Source organism: Variovorax sp. Soil_C_39, assembly GCF_057656815.1.
This window is the reverse complement of the sequence record NZ_JBDGJQ010000001.1, coordinates 740690-754680: the sequence shown is the minus strand read 5'-3', so window position 1 is coordinate 754680 and position 13991 is coordinate 740690. Positions and strand designations below refer to the sequence as shown.

The 13991-nt window shown below is 69.6% G+C and carries 13 protein-coding genes; all 13 read left to right on the top strand.

Annotated elements, in window-relative coordinates:
* Positions 1–6 precede the first annotated feature (6 nt).
* A complete protein-coding gene (gene apbC / locus AC3A6J_RS03585; protein WP_487858520.1) occupies positions 7–1098 on the top strand; it encodes an iron-sulfur cluster carrier protein ApbC in 1092 nt (363 codons plus the stop codon).
* 13 nt (positions 1099–1111) lie between these two features.
* On the top strand, positions 1112–2056 hold the full coding sequence (locus AC3A6J_RS03580) for a LysR substrate-binding domain-containing protein (RefSeq protein WP_487858519.1): 945 nt from the start codon (positions 1112–1114) through the stop codon (positions 2054–2056).
* A 186-nt stretch (positions 2057–2242) separates the two neighbouring features.
* Positions 2243–4081: an NAD(P)H-dependent oxidoreductase subunit E gene (locus tag AC3A6J_RS03575; protein ID WP_487858518.1), complete on the top strand. Its 1839-nt coding sequence runs from the start codon at positions 2243–2245 to the stop codon at positions 4079–4081.
* Complete coding sequence (gene fdhF / locus AC3A6J_RS03570; protein ID WP_487858517.1) at positions 4078–6948, top strand: formate dehydrogenase subunit alpha; 2871 nt, start codon at positions 4078–4080, stop codon at positions 6946–6948. The genes AC3A6J_RS03575 and fdhF overlap by 4 nt, the downstream gene beginning before the upstream one ends.
* 88 nt (positions 6949–7036) lie before the next feature.
* Positions 7037–7387 carry a winged helix-turn-helix domain-containing protein gene (locus AC3A6J_RS03565; protein WP_487858516.1) on the top strand — a complete coding sequence of 117 codons (351 nt, stop codon included), beginning with the start codon at positions 7037–7039 and terminating at the stop codon, positions 7385–7387.
* A 124-nt stretch (positions 7388–7511) separates the two neighbouring features.
* Complete coding sequence (gene modB / locus AC3A6J_RS03560; protein ID WP_487858515.1) at positions 7512–8195, top strand: molybdate ABC transporter permease subunit; 684 nt, start codon at positions 7512–7514, stop codon at positions 8193–8195.
* Between the two features lie 18 nt (positions 8196–8213).
* Positions 8214–8966, top strand: a complete 753-nt coding sequence (gene modA / locus AC3A6J_RS03555) for a molybdate ABC transporter substrate-binding protein (protein WP_487858514.1) — start codon at positions 8214–8216, stop codon at positions 8964–8966.
* Positions 8963–9766, top strand: coding sequence for an ABC transporter ATP-binding protein (locus tag AC3A6J_RS03550; protein WP_487858513.1), 804 nt, complete (start codon positions 8963–8965; stop codon positions 9764–9766). Before modA ends, AC3A6J_RS03550 begins: the two co-directional genes overlap by 4 nt.
* Before the next feature lie 46 nt (positions 9767–9812).
* Positions 9813–10358 (top strand): DUF3305 domain-containing protein, encoded by a 546-nt coding sequence (locus tag AC3A6J_RS03545; protein WP_487858512.1) that lies wholly within the window; start codon positions 9813–9815, stop codon positions 10356–10358.
* Positions 10351–10986, top strand: a complete 636-nt coding sequence (locus AC3A6J_RS03540; RefSeq protein ID WP_487858511.1) for a DUF3306 domain-containing protein — start codon at positions 10351–10353, stop codon at positions 10984–10986. Before AC3A6J_RS03545 ends, AC3A6J_RS03540 begins: the two co-directional genes overlap by 8 nt.
* The gene (locus AC3A6J_RS03535) at positions 10910–13042 is read left to right on the top strand and encodes a 4Fe-4S binding protein (protein WP_487858510.1); all 2133 of its coding nucleotides are present in this window, start codon (positions 10910–10912) and stop codon (positions 13040–13042) included. The genes AC3A6J_RS03540 and AC3A6J_RS03535 overlap by 77 nt, the downstream gene beginning before the upstream one ends.
* Entirely contained in the window at positions 13039–13656 is a 618-nt protein-coding gene (locus AC3A6J_RS03530; RefSeq protein ID WP_487858509.1) for a TorD/DmsD family molecular chaperone, read from the top strand. Before AC3A6J_RS03535 ends, AC3A6J_RS03530 begins: the two co-directional genes overlap by 4 nt.
* A 99-nt stretch (positions 13657–13755) precedes the next feature.
* Positions 13756–13986: a formate dehydrogenase gene (locus AC3A6J_RS03525; protein ID WP_487858508.1), complete on the top strand. Its 231-nt coding sequence runs from the start codon at positions 13756–13758 to the stop codon at positions 13984–13986.
* Positions 13987–13991 lie beyond the last annotated feature (5 nt).

The window sequence follows — 13991 nt, the reverse complement described above, 5'->3', positions numbered from 1 at the left end:
AGATCAATGGCTATCACCCAAGAGGCGCTGATGGGCGCCCTGCAGAGCGCTCAGGACCCGAACACCGGCAAGGCCTTCACGGCAACCCGGTCGCTCAAGAACGTTCAGATTTCCGAGGGGGACGTGTCCTTCGACCTCGAGCTCGGCTATCCGGCCAAGAGCCAGCACGCGGCAATGCGCAAGGCGCTGGTGGCCGCCGCCAAGGCGCTGCCCGGCGTGGAGAACGTGTCGGTCAACATCGTCACCAAGGTCATCAGCCATGCGGTGCAGCGCGGCGTGCAGCTGATGCCCAACGTCAAGAACATCATCGCGGTGGCCTCGGGCAAGGGCGGCGTGGGCAAGAGCACCACGGCGGCCAACCTGGCGCTCGCGCTGGCGTCCGAAGGGGCCTCGGTCGGGCTGCTCGACGCCGACATCTACGGCCCGAGCCAGCCGATGATGCTGGGCATCGAAGGCCGCCCCGAGAGCGAGGACGGCAAGACCATGGAGCCGCTCGAGAACCACGGCGTGCAGGTGATGTCGATCGGCTTCCTGGTCGACCAGGACGAGGCCATGATCTGGCGCGGTCCGATGGCCACCCAGGCGCTGGAGCAGCTGTTGCGCCAGACCAACTGGAAGGACCTGGACTACCTGATCGTCGACATGCCACCCGGCACCGGCGACATCCAGCTGACGCTGTCGCAGCGCGTGCCGATGACCGGCGCGGTGATCGTCACCACGCCGCAGGACATCGCGCTGCTCGACGCGAAGAAGGGCATCAAGATGTTCGAGAAGGTCGGCGTGCCGATCCTGGGCATCGTGGAGAACATGGCGGTGCACATCTGCTCGAACTGCGGCCACGTCGAGCACATCTTCGGTTCCGAAGGCGGCAAGAAGATGGCCGAGCAGTACCAGATGGAATACCTGGGCGCGCTGCCGCTCGACATCCAGATCCGGCTGCAGGCCGACAGCGGCAAGCCGACCGTGGTGGCCGATCCCGACGGCGAAGTGGCCGGCATCTACAAGGCCGTGGCGCGCCGCGTTGCCGTGGGCATCGCAGAGAAGGCGAAGGATTTCTCGGCCAAGTTCCCGACCATCACGGTCAGCAAGAACACCTGACCGGCGGCGCGGCGTGAACCTCCTCGCGTCCATGCGCTACCTGGTCGCGCTCAGCGAGCACAAGCATTTCGGGCGCGCGGCGCAGGCCTGCCACATCACGCAGCCGGCGCTGTCGAACGCGCTGCGCTCGCTGGAGGCCGAGTTCGGCGTGGTCATCGTCAAGCGGGCGCGCGTGTACGTGGGCCTCACGCACGAAGGCGAACGCGTGCTGGCCACCGCCCAGCGCATGCTGCGCGACAACGAGGTGCTGCAGCAGGAACTGCGCAGCGAGGAAGGCCACCCGCGCGGAAAGCTGCGCATGGCCGCGGTGCCTACGGCCATTCCGATGCTGTCGCGCTTCGCCGCCATGCTGCAGGAGCTGCACTCCGGCATCGTGCCCGCGGTGCTGTCGATGAGTTCGCAAGACCTCGAGACGGGGCTCGAAAGCCTGACCATCGACCTCGCGCTCGGCTACATCGAGCGTATGCACCTGCCCGGCATCAAGCTCACGGCCTGGCCGCAGAGCGTCGAGCACTATTACCTGCTGCGGCGTGCGGCGCGTCCGTCCAAGGACCAGCTGCGCATCGGCCAGCCGGTGTCCTGGGCCGAGGCCGGCCAGCTGCCGCTGTGCCTGCTCACGCCCGACATGCACAACCGCTCGATCATCGACCAGGCGCTGCGCGAGGCCGGCGTCGCGCTGGCGCCCGCGATCGAGACCAACTCGGTACTTACCCTTGCCCTGGCGGTGCTCGCGGGCTCGGTCAGCAGCGTGCTGCCAGGTTCGATGGTGGCGGCGGTGCGCAGCTACCGCGAGCTCGAGGCGCTGCCGCTCGTGGCGCCCGAGGTCAAGACGCCGCTGGGTTTCATGACCCAGACGGGCGTGCGGCCCTCGCGGGCGCTCGACGCCGCGCTGGTGTTCCTGCAGACGCCGGCCTGGCGCGAGCAGGTGCGGCTGCACAGCGGCGCGCTCGGCGAATAGCGCCTTCGCCGGCGCCCAAGGGCGGCGCCGGCCATCCATAGCCATTTAGTTATTGAATCGATCGATGTTCCGATCGAATTTGACGCGCCCGGGAGCGGCCCACACACTCGGCCGACCCCTGTGAAAGCGATTGCCGAAGGGGGCTAGCCAGAGACATCGAAGCAAAGCGAAAAAAAGGCCCAGGCAGTGAACAACCACCCAGCCCCGTCCCGCGAGACAACAGCGACCCCCCGCAGCACGCACACGATCGTGCCGCTCGCCACGCCCGACGAGATGCGCGAGCGCATCCGCCGCAAGAGCAAGCTCAAGGGCCGCCAGCCCGAGGAGGCCGCGCTCGTCGAGGTACGCGCACTGATCGGCGCGCGCCCGCCCGAGGGGCACCGGCGCGACCTGCTCATCGAGCACCTGCACAAGCTCAACGACGCGTTCCGCTGTCTGCACGACCGCCACCTGGTGGCGCTGGCGCGCGAGATGAACGTTCCGATGGCCGAGGTCTACGAGGTCGCGACCTTCTACCACCACTTCGAAGTGGTGCGCGGCGACGAGGCCGCGCCCGGCCTCACGGTGCGCGTGTGCGATGGCCTGGCCTGCGAACTGGCCGGCGCGAAGGACCTGCTCGCGCGGCTGCCCGCGCTGCTCGGCGCCGTCGATGGCGAAGAAGTCCGCGTGATCGCGGCGCCCTGCGTCGGGCGCTGCGAGCAGGCGCCGGTGGCCGTGGTCGACCAGCAGGCGGTGCCGCTGGCCACCGAGGCGCGGGTGCTGCAGGCGCTGAAGTCCGGCCCCGGCGAGCAGGCCGTGGTGGCCTACTTCGACGCCGCGCAGTTCGCCGAGAAGAGCATTTCGCCGCTGCCCGGCGCCATCGAGCGCATGCCGGCCTTCACCGACTACGCGACCTACCGCGCGAACGGAGGCTATGCGCTGGCTGCCGCGCTGGTCAACGGCGAGCAGGACGCCGAGGCGGTGCTCAAGGCGATGGAAGACTCGGGCCTGCGCGGTCTCGGCGGCGCGGGCTTTCCGGCCGGGCGCAAGTGGCGCATCGTGCGCGACCAGCCGGCGCCGCGGGTCATGGCGGTCAACATCGACGAGGGCGAGCCCGGCACCTTCAAGGACCGCACCTACCTCGAACGCGATCCGCATCGCTTTCTCGAAGGCCTGCTGGTGGCGGCGCAGATCGTCGGCATCGAGCAGTGCTACATCTACCTGCGCGACGAATACCACGACTGCCGCGCGCTGCTGCAGGCCGAATTGGCCCGGCTCCAGGCCGACCCGCCGTGCGCGCTGCCGCGCATCGAACTGCGCCGCGGCGCGGGTGCCTACATCTGCGGCGAAGAGTCGGCCATGATCGAGAGCATCGAAGGCAAGCGCGGCGAACCGCGCATGCGCCCGCCCTACATCGCGCAGGTCGGTCTGTTCGGCCGGCCGACGCTCGAGCACAACTTCGAGACCCTCTACTGGGTGCGTGACATCGTGCAGAAGGGCGCGGACTGGTTCAGCGGCTTCGGCCGCCATGGCCGCAAGGGCCTGCGCAGCTTCAGCGTCAGCGGGCGCGTGAAGCACCCGGGCGTCAAGCTCGCGCCCGCGGGCATCACGGTGCAGGAACTCATCGACGAGTACTGCGGCGGCATGCTCGACGGCCACACGCTCTATGCCTACCTGCCGGGCGGCGCCTCGGGCGGCATCCTGCCGGCGCGCATGAACGACATTCCGCTCGACTTCGACACGCTGCAGCCGCACGGCTGCTTCATCGGGTCGGCCGCGGTGATGGTGCTGAGCCAGCACGACCGCGCGCGCGACGCCGCACTTAACGTGATGCGCTTCTTCGAGCATGAGAGCTGCGGCCAGTGCACGCCGTGCCGTGTCGGCACCGCCAAGGCGGCCGCGCTGATGGAGGCGCCGGTGTGGGACAGCGCCACGCTCGAGGACCTCGCCCAGGTCATGGGCGATGCGTCCATCTGCGGCCTCGGCCAGGCCGCCCCCAACCCCATCCGTTGCATTCAACAGTACTTTCCGGAGGAGGTGGCATGAACGCCCCGTCGAAGCTCGCGGAGCTGATGCCGCAAACCATCGAATTCACGCTCGACGGCAAGGCCATCCAGGCCTTCGATGGCGAGACCATCTACAAGGCGGCCGAGCGCCATGGCGTGGAGATTCCGCACCTTTGCTACAAGGACGGCTACCGCGCCGACGGCAACTGCCGCGCCTGCGTGGTCGAGATCAAGGGCGAGCGCGTGCTCGCGCCCAGCTGCTGCCGCAACGTGACGGCCGGCATGGAAGTGCAGGCCACCAGCGAACGCGCACTCAAGAGCCAGAAGATGGTGGTCGAGATGCTGCTGTCCGACATGCCCGACCAGGGCTACAAGTGGATCGGCGACGACGCCACGCGCCAGCACGGCGAGCTCAGCGAATGGGCGGGCAGGCTCGACATCGCGGTGCGGCCCGAGCTCAAGGCGCTGCGCCGCGAGCAGCCGAAGACCGACATCTCGCACCCCGCGATGGCGGTCAACCTCGATGCCTGCATCCAGTGCAACCGCTGCGTGCGCGCATGCCGCGAGGAGCAGGTCAACGACGTCATCGGCTACGCGATGCGCGGCGCCGACAGCAAGATCGTCTTCGACCTCGACGACCCGATGGGCGACAGCACCTGCGTGGCCTGCGGCGAGTGCGTGCAGGCCTGCCCCACCGGCGCGCTGATGCCCAAGAGCCACATCGGCTCGCAGCAGGTCGATCGCAAGGTCGATTCGGTGTGCCCGTTCTGCGGCGTGGGCTGCCTGGTCACCTACAACGTCAAGGACGAAAAGATCGTCAGCGTCGACGGCCGCGACGGCCCGGCCAACCACAACCGCCTTTGCGTGAAGGGCCGCTTCGGTTTCGACTACGCCCACCATCCGCAGCGCCTGACCAAGCCGCTGATCCGCAAGCCCGGCATGCCGAAGGACTTCGGCGACGCGCCGCGGCCCGGCGACTGGAGCGAGTACTTCCGCGAAGCCACCTGGGAAGAGGCGCTGGCCTTCACCACGGGCAGCCTTTCGGGCCTGCGCGACACCTACGGGCCCAAGTCGCTCGCGGGCTTCGGCTCGGCCAAGGGCAGCAACGAGGAGGCCTACCTGTTCCAGAAGCTGGTACGCACCGGCTTCGGCAGCAACAACATCGACCACTGCACCCGGCTGTGCCACGCCTCCAGCGTGGCCGCGCTGCTCGAAGGCGTGGGTTCGGGCGCGGTGAGCAATCAGGTCAACGACGTGGAGCATGCCGAGTTGATCTTCGTGATCGGCTCCAACCCTACGGCCAACCATCCCGTGGCTGCCACCTGGATGAAGAACGCGGCCCAGCGCGGCGCGAAGATCGTGCTGGCCGACCCGCGCCGCACCGACATCAGCCGCCATGCCTGGCGCACGCTGCAGTTCAAGGCCGACACCGACGTGGCCATGCTCAACGCGCTGATCCATGCGGTGATCGACGAGGGGCTGGTCGACGAAGCCTTCGTGCGCATGCGCGCCAGCAACTACGAGGCGCTGCGCGAGAACGTCAAGGGCTACAGCCCCGAGGCGATGGCGCCGATCTGCGGCGTGCCGGCCGAGACGCTGCGCGAGGTTGCGCGCGCCTTTGCCACCGCCAAGGGCGCGATGATCCTCTGGGGCATGGGCGTGAGCCAGCACGTGCACGGCACCGACAACGCGCGCTGCCTGATCGCGCTGGCCACGGTGACCGGGCAGATCGGCAAGCCCGGTTCGGGTCTGCATCCGCTGCGCGGCCAGAACAACGTGCAGGGCGCGAGCGACGCGGGCCTCATCCCGATGATGTTCCCGAACTACCAGCGCGTGGACAACCCCGCGGTGCATGCGTGGTTCGAGAACTTCTGGGGCATGCCGCTCGACGCGACGCCGGGCTACACCGTGGTCGAGATCATGCACAAGGCGCTCGCGCCCGACACCGATCCGCACAAGGTGCGCGGCATGTACATCATGGGCGAGAACCCGGCCATGAGCGACCCCGACCTGAACCATGCGCGGCATGCGCTGGCCAGCATGGAGCACCTCGTGGTGCAGGACATCTTCATGACCGAGACCGCGTGGCTCGCCGACGTGGTGCTGCCCGCGAGCGCCTGGCCCGAGAAGACCGGCACGGTGAGCAACACCGACCGCATGGTGCAGCTCGGCAAGCGCGCGCTCAACCCGCCGGGCGATGCGCGCGGCGACCTCTGGATCATCCAGCAGATCGCCAAGGGCATGGGCCTGCAGTGGAACTACGAGGGCGAGGAAGCCGGCGTGGCCGCGGTGTACGAGGAGATGCGCCAGGCCATGCATGCGGTGATCAGCGGCATCAGCTGGGAGCGGCTGCAGCGCGATTCGAGCGTGACCTACCCCTGCTTGAGCGAGGAAGACCCGGGCCAGCCGACCGTGTTCATCGACGACTTCCCGACCGCCGACGGCCGCGTGAAGCTGGTGCCCGCCGATATCATTCCGGCCGACGAGCGGCCCGATGCCGAGTATCCGTTCGTGCTCATCACGGGCCGCCAGCTCGAGCACTGGCACACCGGCAGCATGACGCGGCGCGCCAGCGTGCTCGACGCGCTCGAGCCGATGGCCACCGCCTCGATGAACCAGGGCGATCTGCAGGCACTCGGCCTCGAGGCCGGCGACGTGATCACCGTGCAGTCGCGCCGCGGCGAGGTGGCGATTCACGTGCGGCGCGACGACGGCACGCCGACCGGCGCGGTCTTCGTTCCGTTCGCCTACTACGAGGCGGCGGCCAACCTCATGACCAATGCCGCGCTCGATCCGCTCGGCAAGATCCCGGAGTTCAAGTACTGCGCGGTGCGGGTCACGCGCGGCGGCCAGCCGATGGCGGCGGCCGGCTACGGCTCCGGCGCCGTGGCCGCGACGGTCGACTGATCGCCGCCGCACGGGCGGCGAGGGAGGGGCGGGCGCATGGTTTAACCTCTGCGCCCGTCTTTCCTTTTGCACCGTTCATCTCATCGGCATGACCCCCACCCGCGTCCAGTTCCGCCTGCGCATCTACCGGGACGACAGCATCGCCATCGGCCCCGGCAAGATCGCCGTGCTGGAGGCAGTGGCAGAAACCGGCTCCATCTCTGCCGCGGCGCGCCAGCTCGGCATGTCGTACCGGCGTGCCTGGCTGCTGATCGACGAGATGAACAAGGCGCTGGCCTCGCCGGCCGTGAACACAGCGGCCGGCGGCTCGCGCGGCGGCGGCACGGCGCTCACGCCGGTCGGCGAAGAGATCGTCAAGCACTACCGCGCCATCGAGAGCGCGGCCCGCCTTGCCACGGCGGCCGACGTGCGCGCGCTGACGCGGCTTCTGGCGCCCTGACCCCGTACGCCTCCTGAGCCTGCCCGCGCTGTATTCCGCGGGATATCGGCGTTGCCGAGCTCTACCGCACTTTTCCCGCTGTGGGGGCCAGCAGGCGGCTGTGCAACAATTGCGCTGTATCGCCATGAATACGACGACATCCCTCATCGCCTCGACCGACTGGTTCCCGCTGGTGTTGTCGCTCAAGGTGGCTGCGGCCGCGACCCTGCTCGCGCTCGTGGCTGGCGTGGCGCTGGGCTGGGTGTTCGCGCGCAAGCGCTTTCCGGGGCGCACGGTGCTGGAGGCGGTGTGCATGCTGCCGCTGGTGCTGCCGCCCACCGTCATCGGCTACGCGATCCTGGTCGCCGCGGGGCGCCGCAGCCCACTCGGCGAGTGGCTGCGCACGCACTTCGACTACACGATCATCTTCAGCTGGCACGGCGCCGTGGTGGCGTCGGCCGTCGTGGCGCTGCCACTGGTGCTCAAGTCGGCCAGCGCCGCCTTCGCGGGCGTGGACCGCTCGCTCGAGGATGCCGCGAGCACGCTGCGCCAGTCGAGGTTCTCGGTGTTTCTGCGCATCACGCTGCCGCTGGCCTGGCCCGGCATCCTGGCCGGCACGTTGCTGGCTTTCGCACGGGCCATGGGCGAGTTCGGCGCATCGTTGATGGTGGCCGGCTCCATTCCCGGCCAGACCCAGACGCTCTCGATGGCGATCTACGACGCCGCGCAGGCCGGCCATGACGACCTGGCGTTGCTGCTCGTGGTGGTGACCTCGCTGCTGTCGATCACGGTGCTGGTGCTGTCGAACCGCTTCTTCTCATTGCGCTGAACCCCGAGGCATCTTTCCATGCGACCCTGGCGTTTCCTGTCGATCCTTCTCGCGGTGGCGCTGATGCCCGGGCTGGCTGCGGCGCAGCAGCTCACCGTCTCGGCGGCCGCGAGCCTGACCGATGCGTTCAAGGAACTCGGGCCGACGTTCGAGGCCGCGAAGCCCGGCGCCACGGTGCGCTTCAATTTCGCGGCCTCGGGCGTGCTGCTGCAGCAGATCGCGCAGGGCGCACCGGTCGATGTGTTCGCGAGCGCCGACCAGGAGACGATGGACCGCGGCGCCGCGCAGAAGCGCATCGAAGTTGCCACACGCCGCGACTTCGCGCGCAATGCGCTGGTGCTGGTCGAGCCGCTGCAGGGCGGCGCCGGCCTGCGCACGCTGGCCGACCTGGCGGGCCCCGGCGTCCACCGCATCGCGGTCGGCAAGACTGCCACCGTGCCGGTCGGCCGCTACACGCGGCAGGTGCTCGAGGCGGCGGGGCTCTGGGCCGTGCTCGAGCCGAAGTTCGTGCAGGCGGACAGCGTGCGCCAGGTGCTCGACTATGTGGCGCGCGGCGAGGTCGAGGCGGGCTTCGTCTACCGCACCGACGCCGCCGCGCAGGCCGCGAAGCTCCGCGTGGTGCTCGCGCCCGGCGGCGGTGCGCCGGTGCGCTACCCGGTGGCGGTGGTGGCCGACAGCCGGCAGAAAGCGCTCGCGGGCGACTTCGTCGCCTTTCTTTCGAGCGACGCGGCGCGCGAGGTGCTCGCACGCCACGGCTTCGGCGCGCCATGATCGACGTCGACCTCCAACTCGCGGTGACCGACGGTGCGCGGCGCTTCGAACTCGCGGCGCGCTTCGCGACCGACGTGCCTTTTGCCGCGCTCTACGGCCCGTCGGGCGCGGGCAAGACGCTCACGCTGCAGGCGATCGCCGGGCTGCAGCGTCCGTCGGCGGGCCATGTGCGGATCGGCGGGCGCACGCTCTACGACGCGGCACGCGGCATCGACCTGCCGGCACCGGCGCGGCGCATCGGCTACCTGTTCCAGCACTACGCGCTGTTTCCGCACCTGTCGGTGCGCGAGAACGTGGCGTTCGGGCTCACCGCCTGGCACCGGCGCCGGATGCCGCCGCGCGATGCCGAGCGCGTGCAGGCGCTGCTCGAAGGCTTCGGCCTCACGGCCCTGGCCGACAGCCGCCCGGGCAAGCTCTCGGGCGGCCAGCAGCAGCGCGTGGCCCTGGCGCGCGCGCTCGCCTGCGAGCCGCAACTGCTGTTGCTCGACGAACCCTTCGCCGCGCTCAACCCGATGCTGCGGCACGAACTGCGCACCGAACTGGCCCAGGTCCGGCGCCAGTGGGGCATTCCGGTGCTGATGATCACGCACGACATCGACGACGTGCTCGCGCTGGCCGACACGGCCTTCGTCTACCACCAGGGGCAGGTGGTGCGCGAGATCGACCTGCACGACGGCCAGAGCCGAGACATCGCGCTGCGCGAAGCCGGCCGCATGCCCGACGCCGAGGCCACCCCGCTGCAGCGCCGGCTGCGCGACATGCTGATGGCGGCACCTGCCGCGCCCGCCGGCCGCCTCTGATGACCCTCGGCCCGAAGCCGGATTGCGGCGGCGCTACGATGGCCGCATGAATCCTTCCATCGATGTGGCCGTCGTGATGCGCCGCGAGCGCGTCAACAGCCGCTGGCAATCCTGGCGCTGGATTCTCGAGAGCGTCGGTCCCGACCAGCCCGGCGCGGGCACCGAGCCCCGCCTGCTCGACGCCACCGAGGACGTGCAGCGCTGGCTGCACCCTGGTTTGCAGACCGCGCTGTTCCGCGATGAAGCCGAGGGCTACCACCTCAATGCCACCACGCCCGCGCCCTGCTGGTTCGTGCTGTGGCGCATGGAAGAGGCGCCCACCGTGGTCGACGAGCCGATCGCCCGGCCCGTGGTGGTGAGCCTGAGCTACAACGAGGCCGGCCGCTGGCTCGACGCGCAGGAAACCGTCGAGCAGGTGCCCGCACCCGAGGAAGTTGTCGAGTGGATGCGCGGTTTCGTGCAGGCGCACTACGCGATGGAACCCAAGCGACGCAAGCGCCCCGAGAGCTTCCGGCCGCTGGTCGACCGCTTCGGCAATGCGGCGAGCGTCACAACCGAGAAGAAGCGCGGACGGGGGGCAGGCGATGTCTGAGAATTTCCTCGGCCGCTGGTCGCGGCGCAAGCAGGAGGCGCGCGAAGAGCCGCCGCCGCCGTCGCACGTCGACGAACCCGAGATGGCGGCCATCCCGGTGCCGGAGGCCGAGGTGCCGATGCCGGCCGCTCCGGTGCCCGCGCATGCAGCCGCCGAGGCGCCCGCCGAGCCGCCGCAGCCCACGCTCGAGGACGCCCAGGCGCTCACGTCCGAATCCGACTTCCGCCCCTTCGTGGCCAGGAACGTGGCGCCCGAGGTCAAGAACACGGCCTTCCGCAAGCTCTTTGCCGATCCGCAGTTCAATGTGATGGACCGCATGGACGTCTACATCGACGACTATTCCCAGTCGACGCCGATCCCCCACAGCGTGCTGCGCCAGATGGCCAGCGCCAAGTTCCTCAACCTCTTCGAGCGGGAGGAAAAGGAAGAAGCCGAGGCCGAAGAAGCCCTGAAAAACGGCACTGCGACGCCGGACGTGGCACAGTCCGAACCTCCGGGAGATCCCTCCAGCCAGCCGGTTGCCGATGCGCAGCCGGCAAGCCAGACAACCGATGACCACCACGCTGATCTGCGACTGCAACCAGACGATGCCGCTCGAGCCGAAGACGCTCGGGGCGGCGCTGGCTGAGACGCTGCCCCTGCATTCCGCCCTGTGCCGCCGCGAGGCGCCCGCTTTCCAGCGCGCCATTCGTTCGGGCGACGACGTCGTCGTGGCCTGCACCCAGGAGCGGCGGCTTTTTTCCGAACTGGCTGCGCAGACCGAAGGCGCCACCTCCCCGATCCGCTTCGTCAACATCCGTGAGACCGGCGGCTGGAGCCGCGACGCGAAGAACGCGAGTCCCAAGATCGCCGCGCTGCTGGCGCTGGCCCGCCTGCCCGAACCCGATCCGGTGTCGACAGTGAGCTATGCGAGCCAGGGCCGCCTGCTGATCGTCGGTCCGCTCGACCAGGCCGAGAAGGCTGCGGCGCTCGTGGCCGACAGCCTGCAGGTCTCCATCTTCTCGACCGGCCCGGGCGTTGCCGGCGGTGCACAGGAGCGCCGCTGGCCCGTGATGGCCGGGCGCCTCGAGGCGCTCCAGGGCTGGCTCGGCGCGTTCTCGCTGCGCTGGACGCGCGACAACCCGATCGACCTCGACCTTTGCACGCGCTGCAACGCCTGCGTCGCTGCCTGCCCCGAGCAGGCGATCGGGCTCGACTACCAGGTCGACCTCGCGAAATGCGGCACGCACCGCGACTGCGAGGCGGCCTGCACCGTGGCCGGCGCGATCCGCTTCGACCGCGCACCCGAAGCACTCGATGCCGAGTTCGACCTTGTGCTCGACCTCGGCGCAAAGGCGCTGATCGACTGGCATGCGCCGCCGCAGGGCTACTTCCATCTGGCGGGCGGGCTCGCGCACGCCGAAGGCCTGGCCACGCTGCTGCGCCTGCGCGAACTCGTGGGCGAGTTCGAGAAGCCCAAGTTCTTCGACTACAAGCAGAAGCTCTGCGCCCACAGCCGCAACGAAGTGGTCGGCTGCAATGCCTGCGTCGAGGTCTGCTCGGCGCACGCGATCTCGAGCGACAAGGCGCGCCAGCGCATCGTCGTCAATCCCCAGCTCTGCGTCGGCTGCGGCGCCTGCACCACGGTGTGCCCCACGGGCGCCTTGGGCTACACCTACCCGCGCACCACCGACCAGGGCCGCAAGCTCCGCACGCTGCTGGCCGCCTATGCCGCGGCGGGTGGCCGCGATGCCGCAGTGCTGCTCCATGGCGAGGAGGGCGGCCAGACGCTGGTCGAACAACTCGGCCGCGCGGCCCAGCTCGGGCGCGGCCGTGCGGGCGGGCCTGCCGGCGTGCCGGCGCATGTGCTGCCGGTGGCGCTGCGGCATGCCGCCAGCACCGGCATCGACCTCTGGCTCGCGGCCATCGCCTTCGGCGCCGCCCAGGTGGCGGTGCTGGCCACCGGCGAGGAAGCGCCGGCATACATCGCGGCGCTGAGGCAGCAGATGGCCGTGGCGCAGGCGCTCGTCACCGGGCTCGGTTACACCGGCACTCATTTCCACCTGATCGAGGCCGCCGAGCCGGCCGCCCTCGATGCGGCGCTCGCGGGCCTGCGCGCGACGCGCCAGCGGGTGCCCGCGACCGCCGCGCGCTTTGCCGCCGGGGCCGAGAAGCGCGGCACGCTCGAGATGACGCTCGACCACCTGATGGCGCAGGCACCGGCGCTGGCCGTGTCCTCGGCCACCGAGCCGCTCGCGATCCCGCTGCCCGCCGGCGCACCATTCGGCGCGGTCGCCGTCGACAAGAACAGCTGCACGCTGTGCCTGGCCTGCGTGAGCGCCTGCCCCGCCAGCGCGCTGCAGGACAACCAGAACGCGCCGCAGCTGCGCTTCATCGAGAAGAACTGCGTGCAATGCGGTCTCTGCGAAACCACCTGCCCCGAGAATGCGATCACGCTCGTGCCGCGACTCCTGACCGCACCCGAACGCAAGCAGCCGGTGGTGCTCAACGAAGCCAAGCCTTGGGCCTGCATCCGCTGCAGCAAGCCGTTCGGCACCCACAAGGCCATCGAGTCGATGCTCGGCAAGCTCGCGGGCCATGCGATGTTCCAGGGCGAGGCGCTCGAGCGGCTCAAGATGTGCAGCGACTGCCGGGTGATCGACCTGTACAGCGCGCAGAACGAAATGAAGATCACGCAGCTATGAGCGATTCCCCCTTCGCGACCTCCGCCCTCGACGAGGAGATCGCGCGCGCCGAGGTCTACGGCCTTCTCTCGCGCCTCTGGTATTGCGCGCCCGATGCCGAGCTGCTCGCCGCCTTCGACGTGGCGCCCACCGAGGCGCCCGCGGCCGGTGCCTTCCTCGAGGAGCCCTGGCGCCAGCTGGTCGGCGCGGCACGCGCCACCGACCCCGCCGCCGCGCATGCCGAATACGACGCGCTCTTCGGCGGCATGGGCAAGCCGGAGGTGTATCTGTTCGGTTCGCACTACCTGAGCGGTTTTCTCAACGACAAGCCGCTCGCGCACCTGCGCACCGACCTCGCCCGGCTGGGACTGACCCGGGACGTGGCCGTGTCTGAAAGCGAGGATCACGCGGCCTGCCTGTTCGAGGTCATGCGCTACCTGATCGCGGGCGACGACGCGGCGGTGGCCAACCTGGCGCAGCAGCAAACCTTCTTCGCGACCCACCTGCAGCCGTGGCTGCCCGCCATGTGCGATGCGGTCGCGCAGCACCCCAAGGCACGCTTCTATGCGTCGCTCGCGGGTTTCACGCGGGCCTTTGCCGAGGTCGAGGTCCAGGGCTTCGACATGCTCGGGTAAGGATGAGTCGTCTGGTCGGGATAAGGGTCTCGACTAGTATCCGTATGTATGTAAATCGGTTCATATCTGGTTTGCCCCCAAGCCACTCCTGGAGATCACATGCAGGACAGCCAATCGGTCGGTAACAAGCCGGCCTCGCGTCGAGGTTTCTTTCTAGGTGCCGCCAGTGCGGGCGCCGCGGTTGCAGCGGTTTCCGTGCTGCCCAAGGTCACGCCGGCCCCCGCGGCCCTCGAGGCCGCCACCCCGGTGCTGAAGCCCGCGCCTGAAAACGGCGGCGGCTATTCGCTCAGCGAACACGTCAAGCACTACTACAGGACCGCTTCGGCCTGAAGCGG